Source organism: Ruegeria sp. AM2 (assembly GCF_056540685.1).
This window is the reverse complement of record NZ_JBQFXE010000002.1, coordinates 372109-396802: the sequence shown is the minus strand read 5'-3', so window position 1 is coordinate 396802 and position 24694 is coordinate 372109. Positions and strand designations below refer to the sequence as shown.

The following is a 24694-nucleotide window of genomic DNA, read 5'->3' as shown; positions in this document are numbered from 1 at the left end:
TTCTCTGATTATACGCCTCAACGTGCCACATTTCCATGCAAACAGGCTGGACCACCGGTTCTGCCCTGATAGGTTCGCATCCAAATCATCTCAATTTCGGGAGAATCCCATGTCGCTCGACGCCGTTCTCAGCAAGATCGATACCGACCTGACCACCTCAATTGATCGGTTGATGGAATTTCTGCGCATTCCTTCAATTTCAACCGATCCGGAGTTCGAGGATAAAGTGGATGCTGCCGCGGACTGGTTGGTAGCAGACCTGCAAAGCATGGGAATTGAGGCAGGCAAGCGCGAAACCCCGGGGCACCCGATGGTGGTTGGCCATGTGGGCGAAGGCGACGGACCGCATCTTTTGTTCTACGGTCACTATGACGTGCAGCCCGTGGACCCATTGGAGCTATGGAACCGCGACCCGTTCGATCCAGCGCTGGAAGATACCGAAAACGGTCAGGTCATCCGTGGTCGCGGCTCATCAGACGACAAAGGGCAGTTGATGACCTTCGTCGAGGCTTGCCGCGCATGGAAAGCGGTGCATGGAACATTCCCGTGCCGCATCACTTTCTTTTTCGAGGGTGAGGAAGAATCGGGCTCGCCATCCCTGGTTCCATTCCTTGAAGCCAATAAGAGTGAACTGCAGGCGGACCTGGCTCTGGTCTGCGACACCTCGATGGTCTCGCGTGGTGTGCCTTCCATCGCATCGCAACTGCGCGGCATGGTTAAGGACGAGTTCACAGTGATTGGCCCACGGATTGACCTGCATTCAGGCCACTATGGTGGCCCCGGCCTAAACCCGCTGCGCGAGCTGTCGCGGATCGTTGCTTCGTTTTACGACGAAGACACCGGGCGCGTTGCGGTAGACGGGTTTTACGACGGTGTTCACGAGGTGCCTGCCGATCAACTCCGCCAATGGCAAAACTGTGGGTTTGACGAGGCCGAATACCTGAATTCCGTCGGCTACAGCGTGCCGCACGGCGAAAAAGGGTTCTCAACACTGGAGCAACAATGGGCCAGACCGACCTTGGAAGTGAACGGGCTATGGGGCGGCTACAATGGCGCAGGATCAAAGACTGTGATCCCGTCCGAGGCGCATTGTAAAATTACCTGCCGTTTGGTCGGCGACATGGACCCCGATGCCGTGCGCGACAAAATCCGCAAACATGTCGAAGATCGCCTATCCACCGACGTTCAAGTTATCTGGGATAATGACCTTGACGGCTCACCAGCGTCAGTGATGAACCTCGACCGACCCGAATTCGAAGCCGCGCGAGGTGCATTGTCCAACGAATGGAATCGCGAGGCCGTCTTCACCGGCATGGGCGGATCCATCCCGGTTGTTGGGTATTTCGACACCGTTCTGGGCATGGACTCGATGCTGGTCGGATACGCCAATGATGACGACGCCATTCATTCACCGAATGAGAAATACGACGTCAATAGCTTCCACAAGGGCATCCGCTCCTGGGCCCGGATTCTGGACGCGCTCACATCGTGACTGAATTTTTTGCGAGGCTCTGCCTCGCGCTCCGGGATATTTGAGGCCAGATGAATTAAGGATCCCTGCTTCATCTGGCTAGAAATATCCCGGGGGAGACGCCCGGTACGGGCGGCGGGGGCAGAGCCCCCCCTTTTACATATGGATCACACGGTCGTATGCGTCGAGAACGCTTTCGTGCATCATCTCGGACAGGGTTGGATGCGGGAAAACGGTGTTCATCAGGTCTTCCTCGGTCGTTTCCAACTGGCGACCGACCACGTAGCCTTGGATGAGTTCAGTCACTTCGGCACCAATCATATGTGCGCCCAGCAGCTCTCCGGTTTTGGCGTCAAACACGGTTTTGATAAGGCCCTCAGGCTCGCCCAATGCAATAGCCTTGCCGTTGCCGATGAAAGGGAAGCGTCCGACCTTGATGTCATAACCCAGTTCTTTGGCTTTCGCTTCAGAATACCCGACCGATGCGACCTGTGGCTGGCAATAAGTACAACCGGCGATGCTCTCGGGTTTGACAGGATGCGCGTGTTTGCCAGCGATCAGGTCGGCAACCATGACACCCTCGTGGCTTGCCTTATGCGCCAGCCAGGGCGCTCCGGCAATGTCGCCAATGGCATAGAGCCCGTCAACGCCGGTGCGGCAGAATTCATCCGTCACGACGTGGGTCCGGTCAATTTTAACGCCTAGCGCTTCGAGACCCAGATTTTCGACGTTTCCGACGATTCCTACGGCTGAGATCACAGTGTCAAAGTCATGCTTTTCGACTTTGCCCTTCACCTCGATATGTGCGGTGACCTTTCCTTTGCCGCGATCAAGTTGCTTGACCATCGCCTTTTCCATGATGGTCATACCCTGTTTCGAAAAGGCTTTCTTAGCAAAGGCACTGATTTCAGCGTCTTCGACCGGCAGTACTCGGTCCATCACCTCAACCACCGTCGTGTCCGCGCCCAAAGTATTGTAGAAGCTGGCAAACTCGATCCCGATCGCGCCCGATCCGATCACCAGCAGCTTCTTTGGCATCCGGGGTGGCTGCAGCGCGTGTTTGTAGGTCCAAACCAGATCGCCGTCTGCTTCAAGTCCAGGAAGTTCGCGCGCGCGCGCGCCGGTGGCCAGAACGATGTTCTTGGCCGTCAGTTCCTCGGTTCCCTTATCCGTTTTGACGGTGACTTTCCCCTTGGCGGGGATTGTCGCTTCTCCCATCACCACAGTAACCTTGTTCTTCTTGAGCAAATGCCCAATGCCGCCCGACAGTTGCCCGGCCACACCGCGCGAGCGTTTGACCACCGCATCCAGGTCGTAACCGACCTTGTCTGCCTTAAGGCCAAAGTCCTTGGCGCGCTCCATCAGATGGAACACTTCTGAAGACCTCAGAAGCGCTTTGGTGGGGATACAGCCCCAGTTCAGGCAGATACCGCCGAGGTGTTCACGCTCGACCACTACTGTCTTCAAGCCCAATTGAGCGGCGCGAATGGCAGCAACATATCCGCCGGGGCCCGCCCCGATTACGATCAGATCAAAGGATTTTGCAGCCATGTTTACCTCTCGGCGCAGGTCGGTTGAGAAACTAGTTTACCGTTAAACTATTTTTTTTGACGCATCAACATTGGTAACCGCGACATAAATGACGCAGGGTCATTTTTCGCCGGTGGCACTGAATTCAAACTATACGTGACGTGCGTCAATGGCTAGAACCTCGGTAAGACTGATCACCAGACCAAGATAATATTCCGAAATTTGAAAGGCATAGCATGGCAAAGACCTTCAAAGATCTGCTTCTTGCGCTGATCAATGCGACTTTGATCCTTTTGGCTTTGTGCCTGTTTCTGGGCTGGAAACTGGCGCAAAGCGTTGAGGACATTCGCACCGGTTTCGTCGAAGAGATAAAGGCATTTTCGCCAGTGCGAGAACAGGCAGCGGGGATCAGAGACGAGATTGCTGCCCTGCGAAGCGATCTGGCAGAATTGCGCGCGCAACCTGGGTCGTTAAGCCCTGCCCTGCAACAAAGGCTGAACCTTGCGCTGGAGCGTTTGGAAAATGTTGAAGATCGAATGGAAGATACGCAATCCCGGTTTGCCGCCCTTGCAAACAGCCCCGAGGACCTGATCGACTATGCCATCACAACCTCGGCCGAGAGTCTGACAGACGCCGTCACCGCAATGCGAGGATGTGAACCTGCGACTTAAAGCGCGGCCTGCAGCGCGCGCACCGTCGAGCCGTACCCGCCGTTGCTGACATAGGTAGCCTCAGGTTCGGTGGTCTGACGATCCAGCGCATCATTGCGGTACGGAAAGCGGCCGAACGTGCGGATGACCTCGCGATGTGCACGGGCGTGCAGCAAGTTACTTGCGCCGTGTTCTGGCATGCGTTCACACATCAGGCGTACGCAGCGCTCCTGATCACACAGGTTTTCCGAGTGCATCATCGGCAAATAGAAGAACTGCCGTGCCGGTTCGTCAATCTTCATGTCCCAGCCTCGGTCAACAGCAGCTTTCGCCGCAGCCAGAGCAGCGCGGTCGGACGCAAAGGCCTTTGCACTGCCACGGAACATGTTTCTTGGGAACTGATCCATCAGGATGATGTATGCCAACGCGCCGCTCGGGTAAGTCAGCCAGAGCGAGAACCTGCCCTCATACGCTGCTTTCCATGTGTCGAGAAACCGATCGCGGATTTGCGTATCCAACGCGTCATCCTGCTCGTACCACCCGTCGGGACCAATCTCGTCTAACCAAAAACTCAATACTTCTTCAGGACCTGCCATGCCCTTGACTCCGTAAATGCCCTCCCCAGGGACGTAACGTCATTTAAGTCGGTTTTACAGATTTGTTACAGTAACATATTGCAACATCATCGACATAAATCCGGCGCTCAGGCAGGTTCCTGCCCTTCGGCCTCATCTTGGGCGGCTTCGATAGCGACTTCCTGCGCCACCTCAAGGGCCACGGGCGTTGAGGTTGGATAGACCGGGGCAATCGATCCGGTTTCATCCACAGGCACATAGGCGCGTTGCGTCATCCGGTAGAGCGCGTAGACAGCCATAGTGAACATCAGCGCCGCGATGAACAGGAAGAAGCCCTGGACACCAATAACACCTGCGCCCATGAGCCAACCGGTGATGATCGGACCGGCAATTGCTCCAAGCCCGTTGATAAAAACCAGACCGCCCGAGGCGGCGGACATATCGTCATATTCCAGATAGTCGTTGGTATAAGCAATCAACAAAGAATAAAGCGGGCTGGTCATGCCGCCAATGATAAAGGCCGCGATCAGCAGAACCGTGAAGGTCAGGCCGAATACCATGCCAATCAGCGCCCCGATCCCTCCAATTGCCGAGACGATCAGGATCAATATGCGCCGGTCCATGCGGTCCGAAATCCAACCGATCGGGTATTGCAGCACCACGGCCCCAACGTAGAAAGCCGCAACAAAAGTTGAGATTTCAACGAGCGACAAGCCAACCTCGGCGCCATAGACCGCGCTCATCCCGAATTGGGCCGAGAAAATCCCGCCCAATAGGAACATACCGACGCAGCCCAGCGGCGATGTTTCCATCAGTTTTCGCAAGGTCATCGGTTTGGTCGTATCGAAGGCGGGCGTGGGAGAGATTGACAGCAGGATCGGCGCAAACGAAACCGAAACCAGGATCGACGCGATCACGAAGGACTCGTAGCCCGCTGGATCGCCGACCAGCAGCAACGCCTGCGCACTAACGACTCCTGTCATCTGAACCATCATGTAAAGCGACAGGGCCTGCCCACGGTTCTCGTTACTGGCCGCGTTGTTGAGCCAGCTTTCTGCCGTCACATACACGCCCGAGAAACAAAAGCCGATCACGACACGCCCCAGAAACCACGCGATTGGATCGGTCAGCATCGGGTACATGATCATTACGGCCGAAATAAAGGATGCGAGCGCCGCAAACACGCGCACGTGACCCACACGCCGGATCATCTCGGGGGCCAGTCGCGACCCCCCCAGAAAGCCCAAAAAATACGCGGACATGACAAAAGACATCTGCAAGGTCGAGAACCCTTCGATCTCGCCCCGCACACCCAGCAAGGTTCCCTGCATGCCGTTGCCGACCATCAGCAGACCCATTCCAAGAAGAAGCGCCCAAGCGCTGGAGAGAACCTGAAGCATGACCTACGTCCATTCTTGCCGGTATGTGAAATTCGTAATGCGATCAAAGACCGCCCTAAGGTCGCTTGTCTACGAAATTTTCTGCCACGGCTGTCAAATTCCTGCCAATCAAGGGATCAAAAGCGACGCGTCTCCGTATGAGAAAAAGCGGTACTTCTCCGCGATGGCATGGTCATAGATACCTCGGACGGTCGTTTGTCCCATCAGTGCCGAAACCAGCATCAGCAAAGTTGATTTCGGCAGATGGAAATTGGTCATCAGCGCGTCGGTGACCTGAAACTCGAAACCCGGGTAGATGAATATGTCCGTATCACCCTCCCACGGTTGAATCTCACCGCTGCGCGCCGCGCTTTCGATCAGACGCACGGCGGTTGTGCCCACCGGAATGACGCGACCGCCAGCGGCTTTGGTCGCTCTGATTTCGGACACGGCCTGTTCACTGACCTGCCCCCATTCGGCATGCATTTTATGCGTGGCCACGTCCTCGACCTTGACCGGCAGGAAAGTCCCCGCGCCCACATGCAACGTGACATGGGTAAAGCTGACTCCACGCGCCGCAAGCGCCTGCAACAGCGGTTCATCAAAGTGCAAAGACGCAGTCGGAGCGGCAACAGCACCAGAATTACGGGCCCAGACCGTCTGGTAGTCGGTCTTGTCCTGCTCGTCCGCGGGCCGTTTGGCCGCAATGTAAGGAGGCAGTGGCATCGCGCCTGCGTGTTCTAACGCGTGGTCAAAATCATCGCCGGTCAGATTGAAGTTCAAGAAGGCCTGACCCTCCACCACGCGAACCAAACGTGCGCTGAGCGCGTCAGAGAATACGATCTCTTCTCCAATCTTCACCTTCTTCAGCGGCTTGATCAAAGCCGACCATGTGGCGTCCGCTTGCGGATCCAGCAAAGTGACCTCGATCGCGGCTGAGACCGGGCCCTGAACGCTTTGACGGTGCCGCCGCCCGCTCAACCGGGCCGGAATGACACGGGTGTCGTTCAGCACGAGTCGATCACCGGGTCGCAAGACATCTGGCAAGTCGAACACATGCCGGTCACTGATGGCATCGCCTTGGGCAACCAACAACCGAGCCGACGAGCGCGGGCTGGCCGGTCGCGTGGCAATCAGGTTCTCGGGCAGTTGGAAATCAAAATCACTCAGCTTCATGCGCGCGCCTTACAGCGGTCGAACAGATTCGGCCACAGCGTTGATTACCGGTCCTCACCTCTGGGCGTTGTAGACCGATGCGGGCTGTCTTCCGGTTTAGGCTTGGCATTGGGACCGTCCGAGACGGTCGGTGCGGGAGCCCGAAACAGGTTGCGCAAAAACAAAGGTGCCAAGCCAGATAGCGGGTTCACAGACACTTTGGGCGACGTCAGCGGACCTTTGAGCGTGTAGTTGAAGCCAATTATGCCTTCACCTTTGCGGGTCAGAACGCTGCCGATGGCGTTGACCAGATAGATTGGGGATATCGCGCCGCGCAGGTCCAGCACTCCGGCAACGGTGTTGATCGTCCCATCAAAGGACAGGCCCATCGACGGACCGACTGCGCTGCCGCTCAGGACTTTGACTTCGGTCGGCGTGATGCGCATCACGCTATCGATGGACGAAAAGAAAATCCCTTGTCCCGCCATTTCATCAATCAACCCCACAAGGCTGATCGCGTTCAACAGGGCCGCCATGGCGGGCGCATCCTTGATCCGTGTGTTCTTGATCTTCAGATCGACATCGTAATTGCCAGGCGCAGCCACTGGTTCAAGCTGCAGGTTCATCGTGCCCTTGTGCGCTTGGGTGATTATCCCGGCCGAGCGCAGCACGGCACCCGCATCATCCGAAGTCACGTCGATCGCACTGCGCGCGCCGCGTGGGATCACCTGCCCCTGAACAGGCGCACCGCCGTTGACCTGGGCCGAGAACGCGCCCGCGAGACCTCCGGTGGTTTGGAATGAGCCATTCAGTCCCGTCAGCGCAACGCTCTCGGTCACCTGTAGCCTGTCCAGCTTGACGTCCAGCTTGGGTCCCGCACCGCCCGAACTGCCACTGGAACCCTCGCCAATGGTCGATTTTCCAAGGTTGAATACCCCACCCAGAACCCGGATATCCGGCACAGCGGTTCCACGCGCGATCAGTTCCGCGGGCACCGCCAGCCAGTTGCCCAATTCAAACGAACTGAACTTGACGCGATCAAAACCGCCTTCCTTGAAAGAGATCGAAGCCGCCATTCGCAATCCGGACGCATCGATCTGCAATGAATCGACGCTCAGCGCCGAGCCCAGAGTTGCCTCGGCGGTAAGCGAGCCGCTGCTGCCCGAAGCTTTGCGCCACCCAAGTTCGGGGATCGCCAGGCCAACCCCTACCAGATCGGATTGCGCAGACAGTAACGGAGGTTCACCCGCACCAATATCAAGCGCGAAATCCGCCGAGCCTTGCCCGGTCAGCATCCCTCTCGGCAATCCGGCTTTAAGCTCGTCCATCAGGCGAGGTGAGAGTTCTATCGTTCCGCTGACTTGACTGCGTTGCGGTGCAGCCCCTCCGATGACCTGTTGCCATGTGGCCTGCACTGGAACATCGCCGAACAGCCCGTCTCCGCCAATGGAAACTTCGGTCTGATCGCCGGTCAGTTTCAGCAACCCGGCACTGACGTTGAAACCAGGGACCAAGCGATCGCTTTCAAGGTTCGCCAAATCTCCGTCAAAGTGGAACCGGGTGTCTTCCAGCTTGAGCCCCTTGATCATCGGCAAGGACAGAGTGCCCGCCAACTGAACCTGGCCTGAGGCAAGATCGACGGGCAGGTTGGCCTTTGTCAGCAACTGGAGCGGAGGTCGATCAAGCAAAGAAAGAGCGGCCGTCACACTGCCGCTGGCCTGAATACGGGCGATACCCGGCGTGGATTTCTTGATGCTGGTGTCCGGGATGATGAACGACGTGCCAGCCGCATCAACGATGCCGCCCTGATCGGCCTCGACGATCCCCTGCTGCGCCGTCACGGCAAACCGGCCATTGAGCATATTGACTTGCCCCTGCGCCTTTTGGATGGGCGGCAGAGTTTTTGCAAACCGCAGCTCGGTATCCTCAAACTCGAAATCCGCGTAGATATCGGGCTTTTCACCAGGTCGGATACGCAAGGCAAAATCCAGATCCGACATCTTACCGTGATAAAGATTTTCGGTGACCCAGAGGCGCGGCTTTGGCGCGAGACTTTCCGGCCAATACTTCAGAACCTGCTCGGAAGACATGCCATCGATCTGGGCGTCAATATCTGCGGCCCAACCGTCCGTCAGCCCGTCCAACGTACCGCTCAGGTACAGGCGATGGTCTCCGTCTTCCACGGTCATCTGCCCAAGACGCATGTGGAATGGCGCGAGTTTGATTTGAAAATCCAAGTCGGCACGAGACAGGTTCAGTTTCTCAGGGAACAATCCCGCCGGGTTCACTTCGATCGCGCTCATCCGGAATTGAGCGGCCATGCTGTCCAAAACGCCATCGTCGACGCCATGCAGGAAGGCCTTTCCCTCGGCCTGAACATTGCCCCAGGCCGAATTTATCGAAACTTCGTTGAAATCCAGCAGCTGTTGCTTCGGGTCATATGTGAAATAGGTGCGCGCACTGTCAAAAGGGATTGGGCGGGTTTCAGGATTGGGTTGCAAAGCACCTGCCCCAAGCGTCAGCGTGGCAAAGACCTGACCAAGGGCGCCGCCGTCATCCATGCTGCCGCGCAGAGCACCCGAAATCGGAGAAGTCAGCACCTGCATCCAGGCCAAAGCGGGGCTGTGACCAGCGACATCCTCGGCTGGCAGGTCTGTGATCGTAAAACCGAATTGCGCTTCGGCACTGTCCAGCGTGCTTGTGTAGTTCGCCTCAATAGCGCTGACATAGTCACGTCCGGACAGGACCGAAAACCCGGTGGCCAAGCGAACAGTGCGCTGATTTCGGGTGATCTGAATGTGCCCCCCATCCAGAACCCACGACCGATCCTGACGCAGATCCTGATAGTTGAGCGTGATGGCGCCCATTTCAGCGGATACGAGCGCAGACAGGATCGGGGATTTGAAAACAATGTCTGTATCTTCGATCAGTTCAGCAAGGTTGGGCGCTTGCCCCACCGGAGCGCTGCCGGTTCCGACGGTCATGGACAGTGCGCCGTCCAACCCTCGGGTCAGTGCGATCTGCGCACCTTGCACATTGATGCGCTTTGGCCTGACTTGTCCTTTCAGAAGTGGACGCATGGCGAGTGTGGCTTGCAGGTCCGACATCTCGGCGATCTGCTGACCTGCGGCATCGCTGATCTGCACATCCGACAATTGCAACCGGGGTCGCCACCCCTTGTGAATGATGAAACTTACGTCCCCAAACCGAACCTGCAGCCCGCCCAGTGCCTTGTCCAACCGCGTCTCGACCCGGTCACGCACCCAGGCTGGGGCGTGCATGTTCTGGCCGACAACCATGAATGCTGTGAAGATTGCCAGAAAGGTCAGAACCAGAACGCCGCCGCCTGCCCATTTTCCGGCTTTGCGACGGCGATACCCTCGGGGTCGCGCCTTGCCCTTGGGATCGGCATCCTGCTGTTCTTGCTGGACCAATTTGCGTTTCACGTCTTTCAACCCGCCTACGGCGCCCTATGATACATGGCATCCGTTCATTTTGTCAGCCGGAGTTTGCTTATGCCCGACGTCTCAGACCTTGCCCCCGACTTTACCTTGCCCCGCGACGGTGGCGGAGAGGTCAAACTATCGGACCAACGCGGCCATAAGGTCGTTCTGTTTTTCTACCCCCGCGATGATACGCCGGGCTGCACCAAGGAATCCATCGGTTTTTCCGAGCACTTGCAGCAATTCACGGATGCGGGTGCACACGTTTTCGGCATTTCGAAAGATACCGTTGCGAAACATGACAAGTTCGTCGCCAAGCATTCGCTGACCACAACGATGCTGTCTGACGAGGGCCAAACGGTGTGCGAAGATTACGGCGTCTGGGTTGAAAAGAACATGTATGGCCGCAAGTCGATGGGGATCGAACGGTCGACCTTCTTGATTGATGCCGAAGGCAAGGTCGCCAAGGTTTGGCGCAAGGTGAAAGTCCCCGGCCATGTCGAAGAGGTTCTGGACGCGGTCAAGTCGCTCTGAGCCTCGACCTGCGCGGCGTTCGGGTTTATGACCGTTGCGCGACACTCAGGCTGGGGGCAAGCGTGACCAAGACACTGACGCAAATGGCAACAGAGGTTCTGACCACGCCTGTCGGTCGGGACAAAACAGCGTTGTCCAAACGCTATGCCGCCGATTGGTTTGCCGCCCGAAAAGGCGACACGCCACAGATTGAGATTGGCACCGCAAACCCGCCACTGCATCCCGCCCGCCCTGACAAACCCGAGCTTTTATCGCCTCGGGACGTGCCGCGCAGGCGACCAGGGTCCGAAGCTGGACGGATCGCGTTGTTGCATGCGGTCGCGCATATCGAGTTGAACGCGGTCGACCTGCACTGGGACATCATCGCACGCTTTGGTCACGTTCCGATGCCCATTGGGTTCTACGACGATTGGGTCAAATGCGCTGAAGAGGAGTCGCGCCATTTCGAGATGGTGTGCGATTGCCTGGAACAGATGGGCAGCCACTATGGTGCCCTGCCCGCGCACGCAGGAATGTGGCGCGCCGCCGAGGACACAGCCGAAGATCTGATGGGTCGGCTGGCCGTCGTCCCCATGGTGCTTGAAGCGCGCGGGCTGGACGTGACACCGGGCATGATCGACATTTTCCGGAAGGCTAAGGCCGAACAGGCCATTGCTGCGCTTGAAGTGATTTACGCCGAAGAAGTCGGGCATGTGGCCTATGGGTCAAAATGGTTCCACTTCCTGTGCGGGCGCGAGAACGCAGACCCAAAGGATGTGTTCCATCAGCTTGTACGGCGCTACTTCCACGGCACCCTCAAACCGCCGTTCAATGAGGAAAAGCGCGCCGAGGCCGGGCTGCCGCCGGATTTCTACTGGCCGCTTACGGAAGAGCTTCCGCCACCAGGAGTTGTGGCAGACTGAGGGATTTCCACCACAATCGGCGAATTCCCGCCGATCTTGTGCGGGAAATCCCCGCCTGAGACCGTTGATTGGTTAACAACCTTGCCCAACACCACCTGCCCCTTTAAGCAATCGGGTCAAGGAGCGGCTACTCACTCACGACCGGCTCCGAGATATGGGGACAATGAGGTAAGACGCGTGCGGACACGTCTGGCAATTCAACTACACGCATGGCTCGAGCGACGATTTCCGGAACGCCGGCTTTTCCTGAAATCAGATTCTGACACCCGGTTCATTCGACTAAGTTCCGAGACCCAGCTTGCAGCCGTTTCAGGCGTTGCCGTGATGGTCGGTTGGACGACTGTCGCCACGGCGATCTTGCTTATGGATAGCATTGGATCGGGCAACTTCCGCGAACAGGCAAAGCGCGATCAAGCGACATATCAGGAACGCCTGAACATCCTATCGACCGAGCGCGATGCCCGCGCCGCCGAGGCTCTGGCCGCCCATGCGCGCTTCAACGCAGCGCTTGAGCAGGTTTCGGCCATGCAGTCAGAGCTTCTGGCATCAGAAAACCGCCGGCATGAACTGGAGACGGGTATCGAAGTCATCCAGACCACTTTACGCGCAACCATGAAACAGCGTGAAGATGCGCGTCATGAGTTGGCGGAATTAAAACAGGCAGGTGACGACGGCGGTGCCTATATGATGGCCACTTCCGATCCGGCGCAAATGGCATTCATGACCGACGCCCTGGCCCGTACGGCCGCACAGCGCGACCAGATCGCATCAGACGCGCAAGGTGCGCTGGATCAGCGCGACGAGTTGGAACTGGAAATCCGTCTCATGCAGGAACGCAGCGACGAGATCTTCCGCCAGCTGGAAGAAGCGATGGTGATCTCGGTCGAGCCGCTGGATAAGATGTTCCGCCAGGCTGGCATGCCCACAGATCGTATCATCGAAGAGGTCCGGCGCGGATATAGCGGTATGGGCGGTCCGCTGACCCCTTTATCCTTCAGCACGCGCGGTGAGGAGCTGACCCCCGACCAGATCCGCGCGAACCAGCTGCTGCAACAGATGGACCAACTGAACCTCTATCGCATCGCTGCCGAAAAGGCCCCCTTCGCCAGCCCGGTGCGCGCAGCGGTTCGGTTTACCAGCGGTTACGGCACCCGGCGCGACCCAAAAACCGGCGGACGCCGCATGCATAACGGCGCGGATTTTGCCGGCGCTCCAGGAACGGACATATTTGCAACCGCCGATGGAGTGGTCACCCATGCCGGGTGGCAGTCCGGTTTTGGCCGACTGGTCAAGATCAGGCACGCCTTTGGCATTGAGACACTTTACGCTCATAACACCAAGTTACGCGTAAAGGTCGGTCAAAGGGTCTCGCGCGGGGATCATATAGCTGATATGGGTAGCACCGGACGGTCGACCGGCACTCATCTGCACTATGAGGTGCGTGTGAACGGAAAACCTGTAAACCCAATGACTTACATCAAGGCTGCGAGAAATGTTTTCTAAGAGCAAAATCAACGAGCCCGGATCCAGCGCTTCCGAGGCCCCGAAACCCGCCGCTCCGGCAACACCGGCAACACCTGCGCCGACAGAAACCAAGGCAAGCGCGCCCCCAAAGGCCAAGCCTCCGGCGTCGGTTCTGTCTTCGGACCTGCACATCACAGGCAACCTTAAGACGTCTGGCGACATTCAAGTCGAAGGCACGGTCGAAGGCGACATCCGCGCGCATCTGCTGACAATTGGCGAAAGCGCAACCATCAAGGGCGAAGTCACCGCCGACGACGTCGTAATCAATGGCCGCATCGTGGGCCGTGTACGTGGCCTGAAGGTCCGCCTGACTTCGTCCGCGCGCGTTGAGGGCGACATCATTCACAAGACCATCGCCATCGAAAGCGGCGCGCATTTCGAAGGTTCGGTGCAGCGTCAGGACGACCCCCTGAACCCCGGTCGCGGCGGCAAGGGCGGCGCGAACCCAGCGGCGGAAGTGAAGCAGTAAAAAACTGCTGATTTGTCAAATTTGGGCGCATCGCGGGTTCCCCTGCGATGCGTTTTTTTGTTGGAGCACCTTGTGCAAACACTCGTTCAATTTTGATTTCGATATACTCAAAACGTGATAAAATAGTCCAGGATCCTAGTTTTTCACGACGTAAATATTGTTAAATCTGCGTGCCTCCGGAGTGACATCCGGATGGTTTTTTCTGTAGACCCAAACCGTAGGATCGTCACCTTCCTTTATGTATTTGGGTTTGCTGAAATAGTAGATTTTTAATCCATCTTCGGTTTCAACTACCTGCCTTTTGTTTCGTGTTCGTATCGCGCCCGGCTCGGCCATGTACCAGACGATTCCCCAAGCATCTCTAGCGTTCCCGAAGGCGACAGACGTTCCCGGCGCCATTGTTTGCTTAAGATAGGTCGCAACTTGATTTCGAGTTTTTCTGGCCGAACTTCCTTCGTTGACACTCAGAGAAAAAGGCAAAACCGAAAGGGCGAAAAGCGATACGCAGATCAGGACAACCGCTTGTCTAACATTCAATTGGCTACAAACGAAGCCTATTGCACCTGCAACGGTTAACGAAAGGAAGGGCAAGAAGCCAGCGATCGCTCTGATGTGCCATATTGGGGAAATAGTGTAGGAAAGAACAAACACTAAAAAAGCCGGTAGAATGACAAAGCTTATCGTAATCATTCTGACTTTTTTATCCAAAAACAAAAGAACCGCCAATAACGGCACGACTAGGCTTACAAGTGCACTCGACACATCATTCCCAGGACCAAGCACAAATATCGACATATCTCGCACGACTTGCTGGATTTCTGGGGCGGACAAGTGCCCGAGCGAAGTTTTTCTGGCTTCTATGAGCCAAAAACAGGAAAGAACAACCGTTCCAACACCAACCCAAATTACCAATCGATTGCTCTTAGCGAACACACGCAACCTAAGTTTAAGGAGAACGTAGCAAGCTGCAGAAGTTATGATCAAAAAACCTGCCCCTTGGTTGTAGACGGCAGCGGCAATAAGCAACAACGTAGTGATCGCGAGCCTTCGGTTAGCGGGTTCAAGTAGAAATCTGTCCAAAAAGAAGAATGCCCAGGCGAATAAGCACATCTGCATCGCGTACATGCGCACTTCTTGGGCGTAGAACACAGCAAGCGGCGATAGGCAAAACAGCCACGCTGCCAGCAATGCTGTGGCGTCGTCAAACAATCTACGACCCGCAAAGAAAATCGCGGGAATCGTTGCGACGCTCCACATTACCGAGTTCAGACGAACCCACCCATGCTCGGTATTGGGTATGAGCCAAAAGTGCAGTTGAAAATAGTAGAGTGGCGGGTGTGGATCGAACCGTTTAACTGATTCAAAGATTTCCCGCACAGGTTGAATTGCATGCGTTAGAGACTGTAACTCATCATACCAAAAAGGACGGTTCGTGATGCCCACCAAGCGCAATAAAACCGCTACTATGACAATTGCGAACAGGGTCAAATTTACCTTTAAGTCGGATTTCTCAGAAAAGTCAGATGTCGTATTCATGGTTCTCTCGGCAAAAAATCTCTGATGTGGTTAATGCTCAAATGAAGTGTAGACAATGTCATTTGTTGTAGCTCCTGTGGATACTGGTTCCCAAAGCGGCTCACGTGGTAAGAAATCCAGTTTATCAATGCTCCAATTGTTGGGGCCAAAACATCTCTTCGCACAAAGATTTCGCAAAAAAATGAAATTCCTTATACTTGCGCTGTATTGTTTACGGAGGGCTTTTCATGTCATCAAAACTCATGGCCGAATTCTTCGGCACGTTTTGGCTGGTCTTAGGAGGATGCGGCAGTGCCGTTCTGGCGGCTGGTGTGGCCGATGTAGGCATTGGGTGGTTAGGCGTTTCTTTCGCCTTTGGCCTGACCGTCCTGACCATGGCCTATGCCGTCGGCCATATCTCTGGCGGGCACTTCAACCCGGCTGTCAGTCTGGGGCTGATGATCGGCGGACGGTTTGATGCCAAAGACCTGATCCCTTATTGGATCGCGCAGGTCATCGGGGCCATTGCCGCAGCGACCGTGCTGTACCTGATCGTCAGCGGCGCGCCCGGGTTCGAGGGCGTGGGCGGCTTTGCTTCAAATGGCTACGGAGAAGCCTCTCCCGAAGGTTATTCGCTGATGTCGGCGCTGGTGATCGAGATTGTCATGACTGCGTTCTTCATCGTGATCATACTGGGAGCAACCTCCAGTTTTGCGCCTGAGGGCTTTGCCCCGATTGCCATTGGCTTGGGTTTGACATTGATCCACCTGATATCGATCCCGGTGACGAATACATCGGTCAATCCGGCACGTTCGACCGGAGTCGCCTTGTTCGCGGACTCACCCGCGCTGGCGCAGCTGTGGCTGTTCTGGGTTGCGCCGTTGATCGGGGCGGCGATTGGGGCGCTGATCTGGCGCGCCATGGGTGACGATTGACCCCAAATACACAGGCCCCGGCGCCGACCGCCGGGGCCTGATACTCATTCGGTCACTGTGACTTTTTTCATGACGTCCGGCTGTCCGATGACCGCGCCATTGGGCCCGTCGCCGCGCTTGATCGCATCGACCACGTCCATGCCTTCGGTAACCTGTCCGACAACCGTGTATTGACCGTTCAGAAACGGGCCCGGCTCAAACATGATGAAGAACTGCGAATTGGCGCTGTTTGGGTCCTGAGCGCGCGCCATACCCACAACGCCCCGGTCGTAGTTGAAGTCAGAGAACTCGGCAGGCAAGTCCGGACGGTCCGAGCCACCAGTACCCGCGCGACGCAGATCGCCACCCAGACGGCCATGCTCGACATCTCCGGTCTGCGCCATGAAACCGTCGATCACGCGGTGGAACACCACGCCATCGTATTTTCCTTCGGCCGCCAGAGTGCTGATTTGTTCCACATGTTTCGGAGCAATATCATCGAACAGGTCGACTGTGACGACGCCATTGGCGCCCTCACCTTCGATCTCGATCTCAAGGCCGGTCGCAAGCGCAGGGCTGGCCAAAAGAGCAAATGCAGCGGCAAGCTTATGCATCTGCGGCCACCTTGACGCTGATCATGCGGTCGGGGCTCGCTGGCGGTTCACCCCGTACGATGGCGTCCACGTGCTCCATCCCATCGATGACGCGGCCATACACGGTGTACTGGCCATTCAGAAAATGGTTGTCCTTGAAGTTGATGAAGAACTGAGAATTGGCCGAATCCGGGTTTTGCGACCGCGCAGCACCCAAGGTTCCCCGGTCATGCGGCAGCTTCGAAAACTCCGCCGGAACATTTGGCAACGATGAGCCGCCCGTGCCGGCCATACGCAGGTTGAACCCGTCTTCCATGTCACCATGCTGCACGTCACCGGTCTGCGCCATGAAGCCGTCGATCACACGGTGAAAGGCTACGTTGTCATATTCGCCACCCCGGGCCAGTTCCTTCATCCGGGCCGCGTGCTGAGGGGCCACGTCCGGCAACAGCTCGATCACGACATTGCCGTCTTTCAGCTCGATGATGATTGTGTTTTCGGGATCCTTGATCTCGGCCATGAGGCCCTCCTGTCGTTTAACTTGCGCAAATACCTATGACGCGGGCGCACGAATGCCAAGTGACGCATTGACCTGAGGGCAAAATGCAGGAAAAGAACCGCCTAAATCGGTTTCTTGGAGCGAGGGTCACACAATGGGCTGGAAAACACTGGACGATATGGACCTGAACGGCAAACGCGTGTTGGTCCGGGTGGACATCAACGTGCCTGTCGTTGACGGTGTTGTGACCGACGCCACCCGTATTCAACGCATCGTACCCACTGTGCGCGACATCCTTGCGGCAGGTGGCAAACCGATCCTGCTGGCCCATTTTGGTCGTCCCGGCGGCGAGCGGCGCGAGAATCTGTCTCTAAAACAACTGATCACGACGCTTGAGGCAGCATTTGACGCCACTGTCCTGTTCGCCGCCGATTGCGTCGGCACCGAGGCAGAACTGGCCGCCGAGCAACTGCAACCCGGTCAGGTCCTGCTGCTTGAGAACACGCGTTTCCACGCGGCCGAGACCAAGAATGATGCCGATCTGGCAGCCGGGATGGCAAAGCTGGGGGATGTGTATTGCAACGACGCATTTTCTGCCGCCCACCGTGCCCACAGCTCGACCGAGGCCATCGCGCGCCTGCTGCCCGCTTGTGCCGGTCGTCTGATGCAGGCCGAGCTGCAGGCGCTGGAGGGCGCTCTGGGCGCACCGAAGCGCCCAGTAACGGCGGTTGTTGGCGGGGCGAAGGTGTCAACCAAACTGGAGCTGCTCGGCAATCTGATCGACAAGGTGGACTACCTGATCATCGGCGGCGGCATGGCCAATACGTTCCTTGTGGCTCAAGGCTTGAACGTGGGCAAATCGCTGGCGGAAACGGCCATGAAAGACACTGCTGCCGAGATCATGGCCAAGGCCGGGAATTCAGGCTGCACGATTGTTTTGCCGACGGATATCGTGGTCGCCGAGACGTTTGCGGCCAACGCACCGCATCAGGTGCTCCCTGCTGATCAGTGCACAGACGAGGGGATGATCTTGGACGCCGGGACTGACAGCGTGACCGCGATATCCGAGATTTTCGCCAAAAGCCAAACCCTGATTTGGAACGGCCCGCTGGGCGCATTCGAGATTGAGCCCTTCGATGCCGCAACCAACGCCGCCGCCTTGCAGGCCGCCGCATTGACGCGTGCGGGTCAGTTGGTGTCAGTCGCAGGTGGTGGAGATACCGTTGCAGCACTGAACGCGTCTGGTGCGGCCAAGGATTTCTCGTATATCTCGACCGCGGGCGGCGCGTTTCTGGAATGGATGGAAGGAAAAACTCTGCCCGGCGTCGCAGCACTGGAACAATAAAAACGCGCGATCGCAAAGTTTTGTCGAATCAGGGGATTCACAACCCGAATCACCTGTGACATAGTGATTTCAGAGACCCAAAAAGGGTCCGTTATTGAGGCAGTATTCATACGGCGGTAAGCAGAGTGTCCCGTTCCAGTCGGCCCGGTTTGGGCGCAGTCGTATTCTTCATGGTGGCTTTCATGCTGGGTGTCTATTTCACCTTCGCCGCCGTGCAGGGCGACTATGGCCTGTTTCGACGGGTTGAAATTGCGGCGGAACGGGATGCTCTGTCACGCGATCTGGCCGGTCTTGATGCCGAGATCTCGCAGATGGAGAATCTGACCCGGCGACTTTCTGATACCTACCTGGATCTCGACCTGCTAGATCAACAGGCCCGGACCATTTTGGGTATGATCCGCGCAGACGAGATCGTCATTCGCTGAGATATCCGAGATTTTTCGTCGAAAAATCTTGACCGTCGGTACACCAATCAAAATTTTCAGCCGGGATCCGCGTGATCGGACGCTGCGTCACATTTACTCTCGCCAGATTGCCGCAAATGCTCTAAAAGATAGTTTAACGCTAAACTATCTTGCCGAAAGGGGGAGATCGCCAAAATGGCTGCGCGAAAAACCACAAAGAAACCAAACGTTTCTGCGGAAGAACTCACCACCTACTACCGAGAGATGTTGCTGATCCGCCGATTCGAAGAGAAGGCGGGGCAACTCTATGGCATGGGTCTGATCGGCGGTTTCTGCCACCTTTATATTGGTCAGGAAGCGGTTGTTGTCGGTCTCGAAGCAGCTGCCAAAGAAGGCGACAAGCGGATCACCTCTTACCGAGATCACGGCCACATGTTGGCCTGTGGCATGGATCCAGGCGGTGTGATGGCCGAGTTGACCGGGCGCGAAGGCGGCCTTTCCAAGGGCAAAGGCGGCTCGATGCACATGTTCTCGAAGGAAAAACACTTCTACGGTGGCCACGGCATTGTCGGTGCGCAGGTTCCGCTGGGTGCCGGTCTGGCTTTCGCCGACAAGTACAAGGAAAACGGCGGCGTGACCTTCACCTACTTCGGCGATGGCGCGGCCAATCAGGGACAGGTCTACGAAACCTTCAACATGGCCGCCATCTGGGACCTTCCGGTGATCTTCGTGATCGAGAACAACCAATATGCGATGGGCACGGCACAGGCGCGTTCAACTTCGACGAAAGACATCTACCACCGCGGCGAAGCGTTCGGCATCCCCGGTGAAATCGTGAACGGTATGGATGTGCTTGCGGTCAAGGCTGCAGGTGAGAAAGCGGTTGCCCACTGTCGTGCCGGCAAGGGGCCGTATATCCTCGAGGTTAAGACCTACCGCTATCGCGGCCACTCGATGTCTGACCCGGCCAAGTACCGCACCCGCGAAGAGGTTCAAAAGGTCCGCGAGCAAAGCGACCCGATCGAACATGTGCGCGAGCTGCTGCTGACGGGCAAACACGCGACCGAGGATGACCTGAAAGCGATCGACAAAGAGATCAAAGAGATCGTCAACCAGGCCGCCGAATTCTCAAAAGAAAGCCCCGAGCCTTCCGTGGAAGAGCTCTGGACCGACATTTACGCCTGAGAGGACGACTAAGACATGGCAACCGAAATTCTCATGCCCGCCCTTTCGCCCACGATGGAAGAGGGCACGCTGGCCAAATGGCTGGTCAAAGAAGGCGATACTGTATCATCCGGCGATATCATGGCCGAGATCGAAACCGACAAGGCGACGATGGAATTCGAAGCCGTCGATGAAGGCATCGTCGGCAAGATCCTGATCGCTGAAGGCACCGAAGGCGTCAAGGTAAACACTCCGATTGCAGTCCTTGTGGACGAAGGCGAAGACGCTTCCGCCCTGCCCGCGGCTGCGCCCGCAGCCGCAGCGGTGACCCAAGCCGCCCCGGCGGCGGTTGAGGCCCCCGCGCCTGCACCTGCCGCGCCCGTGGTTGATCTGTCGCCCGATTGGCCCGCAGATGCAGAGATGAAATCCGAAACCGTCCGCGAAGCCCTGCGCGACGCGATGGCTGAGGAAATGCGCGGTGACGAAGACGTCTATCTGATGGGCGAAGAAGTCGCCGAATATCAGGGTGCGTACAAAATCTCCCAAGGTCTTCTGGACGAATTCGGCAGCAAGCGCGTGATCGACACCCCCATCACCGAACATGGTTTTGCCGGCATCGCCGTGGGGTCTGCCTTTGGCGGCCTGAAACCGATTGTCGAGTTCATGACCTTCAACTTCGCCATGCAGGCGATTGACCAGATCATCAACTCCGCCGCCAAGACGCTCTATATGTCCGGCGGTCAGATGGGCTGTCCCATCGTCTTCCGTGGCCCCAACGGTGCTGCCGCCCGCGTGGCCGCGCAGCACTCTCAGGATTATGCCGCTTGGTACATGCAGATCCCGGGCCTGAAAGTTGTGATGCCCTATTCGGCCGCTGACGCCAAGGGCCTGCTGAAATCGGCGATCCGTGACCCCAATCCGGTGGTATTCCTGGAAAATGAAATCCTCTATGGCCGGTCATTTGACGTGCCGCAGGTGGACGATCTGACCATCCCGCTGGGCAAGGCGCGCATCTGGCGCGAAGGCTCAGATGTGACCATCGTCAGCTTTGGCATCGGCATGCAATATGCACTCGAAGCCGCCGACAAGCTGGCCGAGGACGGCATCAGCGCCGAGGTGATCGACCTGCGCACCATCCGTCCGATGGACACCGGCGCAATCATCAACTCGGTGATGAAAACCAACCGTCTGGTCACCGTCGAAGAAGGCTGGCCGCAGGGCTCGGTCGGCAGCTACATCAGCTCGGTCGTGATGCAGGAAGCGTTCGACTATCTCGACGCGCCGGTCATCAACTGCACCGGCAAGGATGTTCCGATGCCCTATGCTGCGAACCTCGAAAAGCTGGCCCTGATTACCACCGATGAGGTGATCGCCGCCGTCAAACAAGTGACCTACCGGTAAGGAGCGACACAGATGCCCACAGAAATTCTGATGCCCGCCCTTTCACCCACGATGGAGGAAGGCACGCTTGCCAAATGGCTGGTCAAAGAGGGTGACACGGTGTCGTCCGGTGACCTACTGGCCGAGATCGAAACTGACAAGGCCACGATGGAGTTCGAAGCCGTTGACGAAGGCACCATCGGCAAGATCCTGATCCCGGAAGGCTCCGAAGGGGTCAAGGTCAACACCGCCATCGCGGTCCTTCTCGAAGATGGCGAAAGCGCCGATGATATTGGCGCCGCACCGGCCGCAGCCCCAGCGGCTGCCCCTGCAGCCGCCGCGGGGAACGAGGCCGCCCCTGTGGCGTCCGAGGCGCCCGCCCCTGCCCCGGCAGCGCCAGCCAAAGCCGATGGTGGTCGTATCTTCGCCTCACCGTTGGCCCGTCGCATCGCGGCGCAAAAGGGCCTCGATCTGGCACAGATCACCGGCTCCGGCCCGCATGGCCGCATCGTCAAAGCGGATGTTGAAAGCGCAACCGCAGCTCCAGCAGCAGCCGCTCCGGCCTCTGCCGCAGCAGCCTCGCCCGCAACGACCGCACCGGCTGGCCCATCGGCAGATGCCGTGGCCAAGATGTACGAAGGCCGCGACTACGAAGAAATCAAACTGGACGGGATGCGAAAGACCATTGCCGCGCGCCTGTCCGAGGCCAAGCAAACCATCCCGCATTTCTATCTGCGCCGCGATATCAAGCTGGACGCGCTGCTCAAGTTCCGCAGCCAGTTGAACAAGCAGTTGGAAGGCCGGGGCGTCAAGCTCAGCGTCAACGACTTCATCATCAAGGCCGTTGCCAACGCACTGCAGCAGGTCCCCGAATGCAACGCCGTCTGGGCGGGCGACCGGGTTCTGCAACTGAAACCTTCAGACGTGGCCGTTGCGGTCGCCATCGAGGGTGGCCTCTTCACTCCGGTCCTGCAGGATGCCGACACCAAGTCGCTGTCCGCCCTGTCGACCGAGATGAAGGACCTCGCCGGGCGCGCCCGCGAGCGCAAGCTGGCCCCGCATGAATATCAGGGCGGGACGTTTGCGGTCTCGAACCTCGGCATGTTCGGCATCGACAATTTCGACGCCATCGTGAACCCGCCCCATGCGGGTATCCTCGCCGTGGGCACCGGGCTGAAAAAGCCGGTTGTGGGCGATGACGGAGAGCTGACGGTTGCCACCGTCATGTCCGTCACCATGTCGGTTGATCACCGCGTCATCGACGGCGCGTTGGGTGCACAACTGCTGCAAGCCATCGTGGAAAACCTCGAAAACCCGATGGTCATGTTGGCTTGATCAAACAACACCTGCCGGGGTCAGGCCCCGGCGGGTGCTCTCACGATCACCGCCACGATGTGAGCAAGCGTGATCGCCCGGCTGGTTGCCCCAGAAACCACGGTCCCCCACCTTTGTTGCAGACGGTTTTGCAAAACCAGAGGTGGACCATGCGTTTTTCTGATCTGACCAAAACCCTGCTGTTGGTGAGCCTGACGGCGACTGCGCTACCCGCCGTGGCAACAGCGAAGCCCAACAGCTATCCCGGCGAAAATTCCAAGTTCAAATCCACCGATCCCGCCGTCATCGCACGGCAGAACGACGAGCGCGAGCAGCGTATCGAACTGCGTAAACAACGGCGCGAGGAACGCAGGCGCGCACGGCAAGAGCGGCGCAACAACCGGTCGAACTGATTCAGGATTACTGGTTCTTGCCCAGCATATGATCCATCGAGATCGAAGGCTGATCGCATCCCGCCTCACCCACGATTTTCGCCGGAATACCTGCAACGGTTTTGCAAGCAGGCACTTCCTGCAACACCACGGAACCTGCCGCGATCCGGCTGCAATGCCCGACTTCTATATTGCCCAGAACCTTGGCCCCGGCCCCGATCAGAACACCATTGCCGATTTTCGGATGACGCTGCTCCTCTTCCTTGCCGGTTCCGCCCAGCGTGACCGAATGCAGCATCGAGACGTTGTCGCCCACCACGGCTGTTTCACCGATGACGATCGAATGGGCATGGTCGATCATGATGCCCTTGCCGATTTTGGCCGCCGGATGAATGTCGATCCCGAAAATCTCGGACGAGCGCATCTGGAAGAAATAGGCCAGATCGTGCCGCCCCTTGTTCCACAGCCAATGCGCCACGCGATAGGCCTGCATCGCCTGATATCCTTTGAAGTAAAGGATAGGCTGCAACAGGCGGTGGCAGGCCGGGTCACGTTCATAGACAGCCATCAGGTCTGCGCGCGCTGCTTCGATCAGCGACGGATCATCGGCATAGGCCTCATCCACGATTTCGCGCAGGACCATCATCGACATTTCGTTTGAACACAGCTTGGCAGCTACGCGATAAGACAAGGCGCGTTCGAGGCTGCGGTGATGAAGGATGCAGGCATGCACCAGCCCCCCCATCAGAGGTTCCTGTTCAACCGCTGCGTTCGCCTCGGTTGTGATACGATCCCAAACCGGGTCAACAGTGGTCACATGGCTGCGCTTTTTGAACATGGCTTTGATCCTTTGCTGCGCCTAGAATAGCTAAGTAGGGGCAAAAAGGCCAAACGCAAACCTTTGATGAGGAATGCAACAAAAAATGAACGCCACGGAATTGGAGCAATTCAAGGGTTTGATCCTGCTTCGGTTGCAAGAGCTTGAGGCCCTGTCTGCCTCAGGTCAGGATGCGCAGGCGGTCGTGGAACTGGACCAGCAAGCCATAGGACGCCTGAGCCGGATGGATGCACTTCAGAATCAGGCCATGGCAAAAGCACAGCAAACGCGGCGGAACCTTGAGGCCCACCGGCTTGAGGTTGCTCTGTCCCGCATCGATGATGGTGAATATGGTTATTGCGATGATTGCGGCGAGGCGATTTCCCCTGGCCGTTTGAAACTGGACCTCGCCGCAAGCAAGTGCGTCAGCTGCGCATCCGGCTGATGTGAAAGCGGATCAGCGCCTGAAGGACCATTTCAAAACACTGACAATATTGAATGTCGTCAAACCTTGGCTCATTCGCCAGTCTACGGCCACGCGCCGCCGCCATAAGAGAACCATTGCCGAAAACGGGGTGCAATTTCCCGGTTTCAGCAACATGAAGATCGGCCAACTCTGCTTCGGCTATGAGCCGGGCACACAAGCGGGCACGATTTGCAATTGGTGCGGCCAAAAGAGCTCTGGCCGCGGCACTTACGTCGCCGTGCAGGATGGGGCGCATGAT

General features: G+C 57.4%; 24 protein-coding genes. 14 read left to right on the top strand and 10 right to left on the bottom strand.

Features of this window, described 5'->3' with window-relative positions:
- Positions 1 to 109: 109 nt before the first annotated feature.
- A complete protein-coding gene (locus tag ACR0CR_RS07525; protein ID WP_480597961.1) occupies positions 110 to 1492 on the top strand; it encodes a M20/M25/M40 family metallo-hydrolase in 1383 nt (460 codons plus the stop codon).
- Positions 1493 to 1627: 135 nt separating this feature from the next.
- On the opposite strand, the gene lpdA is transcribed toward ACR0CR_RS07525, so the two are convergent.
- On the bottom strand, positions 1628 to 3022 hold the full coding sequence (lpdA, locus tag ACR0CR_RS07520) for a dihydrolipoyl dehydrogenase (protein ID WP_480597960.1): 1395 nt from the start codon (positions 3020 to 3022) through the stop codon (positions 1628 to 1630).
- Positions 3023 to 3237: 215 nt separating this feature from the next.
- Between lpdA and ACR0CR_RS07515 the strand changes: the two genes are divergently transcribed.
- Positions 3238 to 3672: a hypothetical protein gene (locus tag ACR0CR_RS07515; protein ID WP_480597959.1), complete on the top strand. Its 435-nt coding sequence runs from the start codon at positions 3238 to 3240 to the stop codon at positions 3670 to 3672.
- Here ACR0CR_RS07515 and ACR0CR_RS07510 read toward each other — a convergent pair.
- The 4 genes from ACR0CR_RS07510 to ACR0CR_RS07495 form a co-directional block, all read right to left on the bottom strand.
- Positions 3669 to 4247 carry a DUF924 family protein gene (locus tag ACR0CR_RS07510; RefSeq protein WP_480597958.1) on the bottom strand — a complete coding sequence of 193 codons (579 nt, stop codon included), beginning with the start codon at positions 4245 to 4247 and terminating at the stop codon, positions 3669 to 3671. The genes ACR0CR_RS07515 and ACR0CR_RS07510 overlap by 4 nt on opposite strands.
- Positions 4248 to 4354: 107 nt before the next feature.
- Positions 4355 to 5626, bottom strand: a complete 1272-nt coding sequence (locus ACR0CR_RS07505) for an MFS transporter (RefSeq protein WP_480597957.1) — start codon at positions 5624 to 5626, stop codon at positions 4355 to 4357.
- Positions 5627 to 5734: 108 nt separating this feature from the next.
- On the bottom strand, positions 5735 to 6781 hold the full coding sequence (queA, locus tag ACR0CR_RS07500; protein WP_480597956.1) for a tRNA preQ1(34) S-adenosylmethionine ribosyltransferase-isomerase QueA: 1047 nt from the start codon (positions 6779 to 6781) through the stop codon (positions 5735 to 5737).
- 44 nt (positions 6782 to 6825) lie between these two features.
- Positions 6826 to 10206 carry a YhdP family protein gene (locus ACR0CR_RS07495; protein WP_480597955.1) on the bottom strand — a complete coding sequence of 1127 codons (3381 nt, stop codon included), beginning with the start codon at positions 10204 to 10206 and terminating at the stop codon, positions 6826 to 6828.
- A gap of 69 nt (positions 10207 to 10275) precedes the next feature.
- Here ACR0CR_RS07495 and ACR0CR_RS07490 point away from each other — a divergent pair, with 69 nt between their 5' ends.
- The 4 genes from ACR0CR_RS07490 to ACR0CR_RS07475 all read left to right on the top strand — a co-directional run bounded on the left by ACR0CR_RS07490 (position 10276) and on the right by ACR0CR_RS07475 (position 13632).
- Entirely contained in the window at positions 10276 to 10737 is a 462-nt protein-coding gene (locus ACR0CR_RS07490) for a peroxiredoxin (RefSeq protein WP_480597954.1), read from the top strand.
- Between the two features lie 83 nt (positions 10738 to 10820).
- Entirely contained in the window at positions 10821 to 11639 is an 819-nt protein-coding gene (locus ACR0CR_RS07485; RefSeq protein WP_480598242.1) for a ferritin-like domain-containing protein, read from the top strand.
- A gap of 177 nt (positions 11640 to 11816) precedes the next feature.
- Positions 11817 to 13142, top strand: a complete 1326-nt coding sequence (locus ACR0CR_RS07480) for a DUF5930 domain-containing protein (protein ID WP_480597953.1) — start codon at positions 11817 to 11819, stop codon at positions 13140 to 13142.
- Positions 13132 to 13632 carry a bactofilin family protein gene (locus ACR0CR_RS07475; RefSeq protein ID WP_480597952.1) on the top strand — a complete coding sequence of 167 codons (501 nt, stop codon included), beginning with the start codon at positions 13132 to 13134 and terminating at the stop codon, positions 13630 to 13632. The genes ACR0CR_RS07480 and ACR0CR_RS07475 overlap by 11 nt, the downstream gene beginning before the upstream one ends.
- 135 nt (positions 13633 to 13767) lie before the next feature.
- Here ACR0CR_RS07475 and ACR0CR_RS07470 read toward each other — a convergent pair whose 3' ends face one another.
- A complete protein-coding gene (locus tag ACR0CR_RS07470; protein WP_480597951.1) occupies positions 13768 to 15168 on the bottom strand; it encodes a glycosyltransferase family 39 protein in 1401 nt (466 codons plus the stop codon).
- Positions 15169 to 15395: 227 nt separating this feature from the next.
- On the opposite strand from ACR0CR_RS07470, the gene aqpZ reads away from it, so the two are divergent.
- Positions 15396 to 16082, top strand: coding sequence for an aquaporin Z (gene aqpZ / locus ACR0CR_RS07465; RefSeq protein WP_480597950.1), 687 nt, complete (start codon positions 15396 to 15398; stop codon positions 16080 to 16082).
- Between the two features lie 44 nt (positions 16083 to 16126).
- Here aqpZ and ACR0CR_RS07460 read toward each other — a convergent pair whose 3' ends face one another.
- Both ACR0CR_RS07460 and ACR0CR_RS07455 read right to left on the bottom strand, forming a co-directional pair.
- Positions 16127 to 16675: a peptidylprolyl isomerase gene (locus ACR0CR_RS07460; RefSeq protein WP_480597949.1), complete on the bottom strand. Its 549-nt coding sequence runs from the start codon at positions 16673 to 16675 to the stop codon at positions 16127 to 16129.
- Positions 16668 to 17174, bottom strand: coding sequence for a peptidylprolyl isomerase (locus ACR0CR_RS07455; RefSeq protein ID WP_480597947.1), 507 nt, complete (start codon positions 17172 to 17174; stop codon positions 16668 to 16670). The genes ACR0CR_RS07460 and ACR0CR_RS07455 overlap by 8 nt, the downstream gene beginning before the upstream one ends.
- 133 nt (positions 17175 to 17307) lie before the next feature.
- Here ACR0CR_RS07455 and ACR0CR_RS07450 point away from each other — a divergent pair, with 133 nt between their 5' ends.
- The 6 genes from ACR0CR_RS07450 (at position 17308) to ACR0CR_RS07425 (ending at position 23173) form a co-directional block, all read left to right on the top strand.
- Entirely contained in the window at positions 17308 to 18498 is a 1191-nt protein-coding gene (locus ACR0CR_RS07450) for a phosphoglycerate kinase (protein ID WP_480597946.1), read from the top strand.
- A gap of 125 nt (positions 18499 to 18623) precedes the next feature.
- On the top strand, positions 18624 to 18923 hold the full coding sequence (locus ACR0CR_RS07445; RefSeq protein ID WP_480597945.1) for an FtsB family cell division protein: 300 nt from the start codon (positions 18624 to 18626) through the stop codon (positions 18921 to 18923).
- Positions 18924 to 19097: 174 nt separating this feature from the next.
- Positions 19098 to 20087 (top strand): pyruvate dehydrogenase (acetyl-transferring) E1 component subunit alpha, encoded by a 990-nt coding sequence (pdhA, locus tag ACR0CR_RS07440; protein WP_480597944.1) that lies wholly within the window; start codon positions 19098 to 19100, stop codon positions 20085 to 20087.
- Between the two features lie 15 nt (positions 20088 to 20102).
- Positions 20103 to 21467 carry a pyruvate dehydrogenase complex E1 component subunit beta gene (locus ACR0CR_RS07435; protein WP_480597942.1) on the top strand — a complete coding sequence of 455 codons (1365 nt, stop codon included), beginning with the start codon at positions 20103 to 20105 and terminating at the stop codon, positions 21465 to 21467.
- A 12-nt stretch (positions 21468 to 21479) separates the two neighbouring features.
- Entirely contained in the window at positions 21480 to 22781 is a 1302-nt protein-coding gene (locus ACR0CR_RS07430) for a pyruvate dehydrogenase complex dihydrolipoamide acetyltransferase (protein WP_480597941.1), read from the top strand.
- 149 nt (positions 22782 to 22930) lie between these two features.
- The gene (locus tag ACR0CR_RS07425) at positions 22931 to 23173 is read left to right on the top strand and encodes a hypothetical protein (RefSeq protein WP_480597940.1); all 243 of its coding nucleotides are present in this window, start codon (positions 22931 to 22933) and stop codon (positions 23171 to 23173) included.
- Positions 23174 to 23180: 7 nt separating this feature from the next.
- On the opposite strand, the gene cysE is transcribed toward ACR0CR_RS07425, so the two are convergent.
- On the bottom strand, positions 23181 to 23990 hold the full coding sequence (cysE, locus tag ACR0CR_RS07420; RefSeq protein WP_480597939.1) for a serine O-acetyltransferase: 810 nt from the start codon (positions 23988 to 23990) through the stop codon (positions 23181 to 23183).
- An 85-nt stretch (positions 23991 to 24075) separates the two neighbouring features.
- Here cysE and ACR0CR_RS07415 point away from each other — a divergent pair, with 85 nt between their 5' ends.
- Complete coding sequence (locus tag ACR0CR_RS07415) at positions 24076 to 24414, top strand: TraR/DksA family transcriptional regulator (protein ID WP_480597937.1); 339 nt, start codon at positions 24076 to 24078, stop codon at positions 24412 to 24414.
- Here the strand turns inward: ACR0CR_RS07415 and ACR0CR_RS07410 are convergent.
- Positions 24395 to 24691 (bottom strand): DUF7742 family protein, encoded by a 297-nt coding sequence (locus tag ACR0CR_RS07410; RefSeq protein ID WP_480597936.1) that lies wholly within the window; start codon positions 24689 to 24691, stop codon positions 24395 to 24397. The genes ACR0CR_RS07415 and ACR0CR_RS07410 overlap by 20 nt on opposite strands.
- Between the last annotated feature and the right edge of the window lie 3 nt (positions 24692 to 24694).

Coding starts and splice junctions, on each gene's coding strand:
- ACR0CR_RS07450 (WP_480597946.1), top strand. CDS start 17,308: ATGGGCTGGAAAACACTGGACGATATGGACCTGAACGGCAAACGCGTG.
- ACR0CR_RS07425 (WP_480597940.1), top strand. CDS start 22,931: ATGCGTTTTTCTGATCTGACCAAAACCCTGCTGTTGGTGAGCCTGACG.
- cysE (WP_480597939.1), bottom strand. CDS start 23,990: ATGTTCAAAAAGCGCAGCCATGTGACCACTGTTGACCCGGTTTGGGAT.
- lpdA (WP_480597960.1), bottom strand. CDS start 3,022: ATGGCTGCAAAATCCTTTGATCTGATCGTAATCGGGGCGGGCCCCGGC.
- queA (WP_480597956.1), bottom strand. CDS start 6,781: ATGAAGCTGAGTGATTTTGATTTCCAACTGCCCGAGAACCTGATTGCC.
- ACR0CR_RS07460 (WP_480597949.1), bottom strand. CDS start 16,675: ATGCATAAGCTTGCCGCTGCATTTGCTCTTTTGGCCAGCCCTGCGCTT.
- ACR0CR_RS07455 (WP_480597947.1), bottom strand. CDS start 17,174: ATGGCCGAGATCAAGGATCCCGAAAACACAATCATCATCGAGCTGAAA.
- ACR0CR_RS07415 (WP_480597937.1), top strand. CDS start 24,076: ATGAACGCCACGGAATTGGAGCAATTCAAGGGTTTGATCCTGCTTCGG.
- ACR0CR_RS07525 (WP_480597961.1), top strand. CDS start 110: ATGTCGCTCGACGCCGTTCTCAGCAAGATCGATACCGACCTGACCACC.
- ACR0CR_RS07485 (WP_480598242.1), top strand. CDS start 10,821: ATGGCAACAGAGGTTCTGACCACGCCTGTCGGTCGGGACAAAACAGCG.
- ACR0CR_RS07430 (WP_480597941.1), top strand. CDS start 21,480: ATGCCCACAGAAATTCTGATGCCCGCCCTTTCACCCACGATGGAGGAA.
- ACR0CR_RS07505 (WP_480597957.1), bottom strand. CDS start 5,626: ATGCTTCAGGTTCTCTCCAGCGCTTGGGCGCTTCTTCTTGGAATGGGT.
- pdhA (WP_480597944.1), top strand. CDS start 19,098: ATGGCTGCGCGAAAAACCACAAAGAAACCAAACGTTTCTGCGGAAGAA.
- aqpZ (WP_480597950.1), top strand. CDS start 15,396: ATGTCATCAAAACTCATGGCCGAATTCTTCGGCACGTTTTGGCTGGTC.
- ACR0CR_RS07475 (WP_480597952.1), top strand. CDS start 13,132: ATGTTTTCTAAGAGCAAAATCAACGAGCCCGGATCCAGCGCTTCCGAG.
- ACR0CR_RS07435 (WP_480597942.1), top strand. CDS start 20,103: ATGGCAACCGAAATTCTCATGCCCGCCCTTTCGCCCACGATGGAAGAG.
- ACR0CR_RS07470 (WP_480597951.1), bottom strand. CDS start 15,168: ATGAATACGACATCTGACTTTTCTGAGAAATCCGACTTAAAGGTAAAT.
- ACR0CR_RS07490 (WP_480597954.1), top strand. CDS start 10,276: ATGCCCGACGTCTCAGACCTTGCCCCCGACTTTACCTTGCCCCGCGAC.
- ACR0CR_RS07410 (WP_480597936.1), bottom strand. CDS start 24,691: ATGCGCCCCATCCTGCACGGCGACGTAAGTGCCGCGGCCAGAGCTCTT.
- ACR0CR_RS07515 (WP_480597959.1), top strand. CDS start 3,238: ATGGCAAAGACCTTCAAAGATCTGCTTCTTGCGCTGATCAATGCGACT.
- ACR0CR_RS07510 (WP_480597958.1), bottom strand. CDS start 4,247: ATGGCAGGTCCTGAAGAAGTATTGAGTTTTTGGTTAGACGAGATTGGT.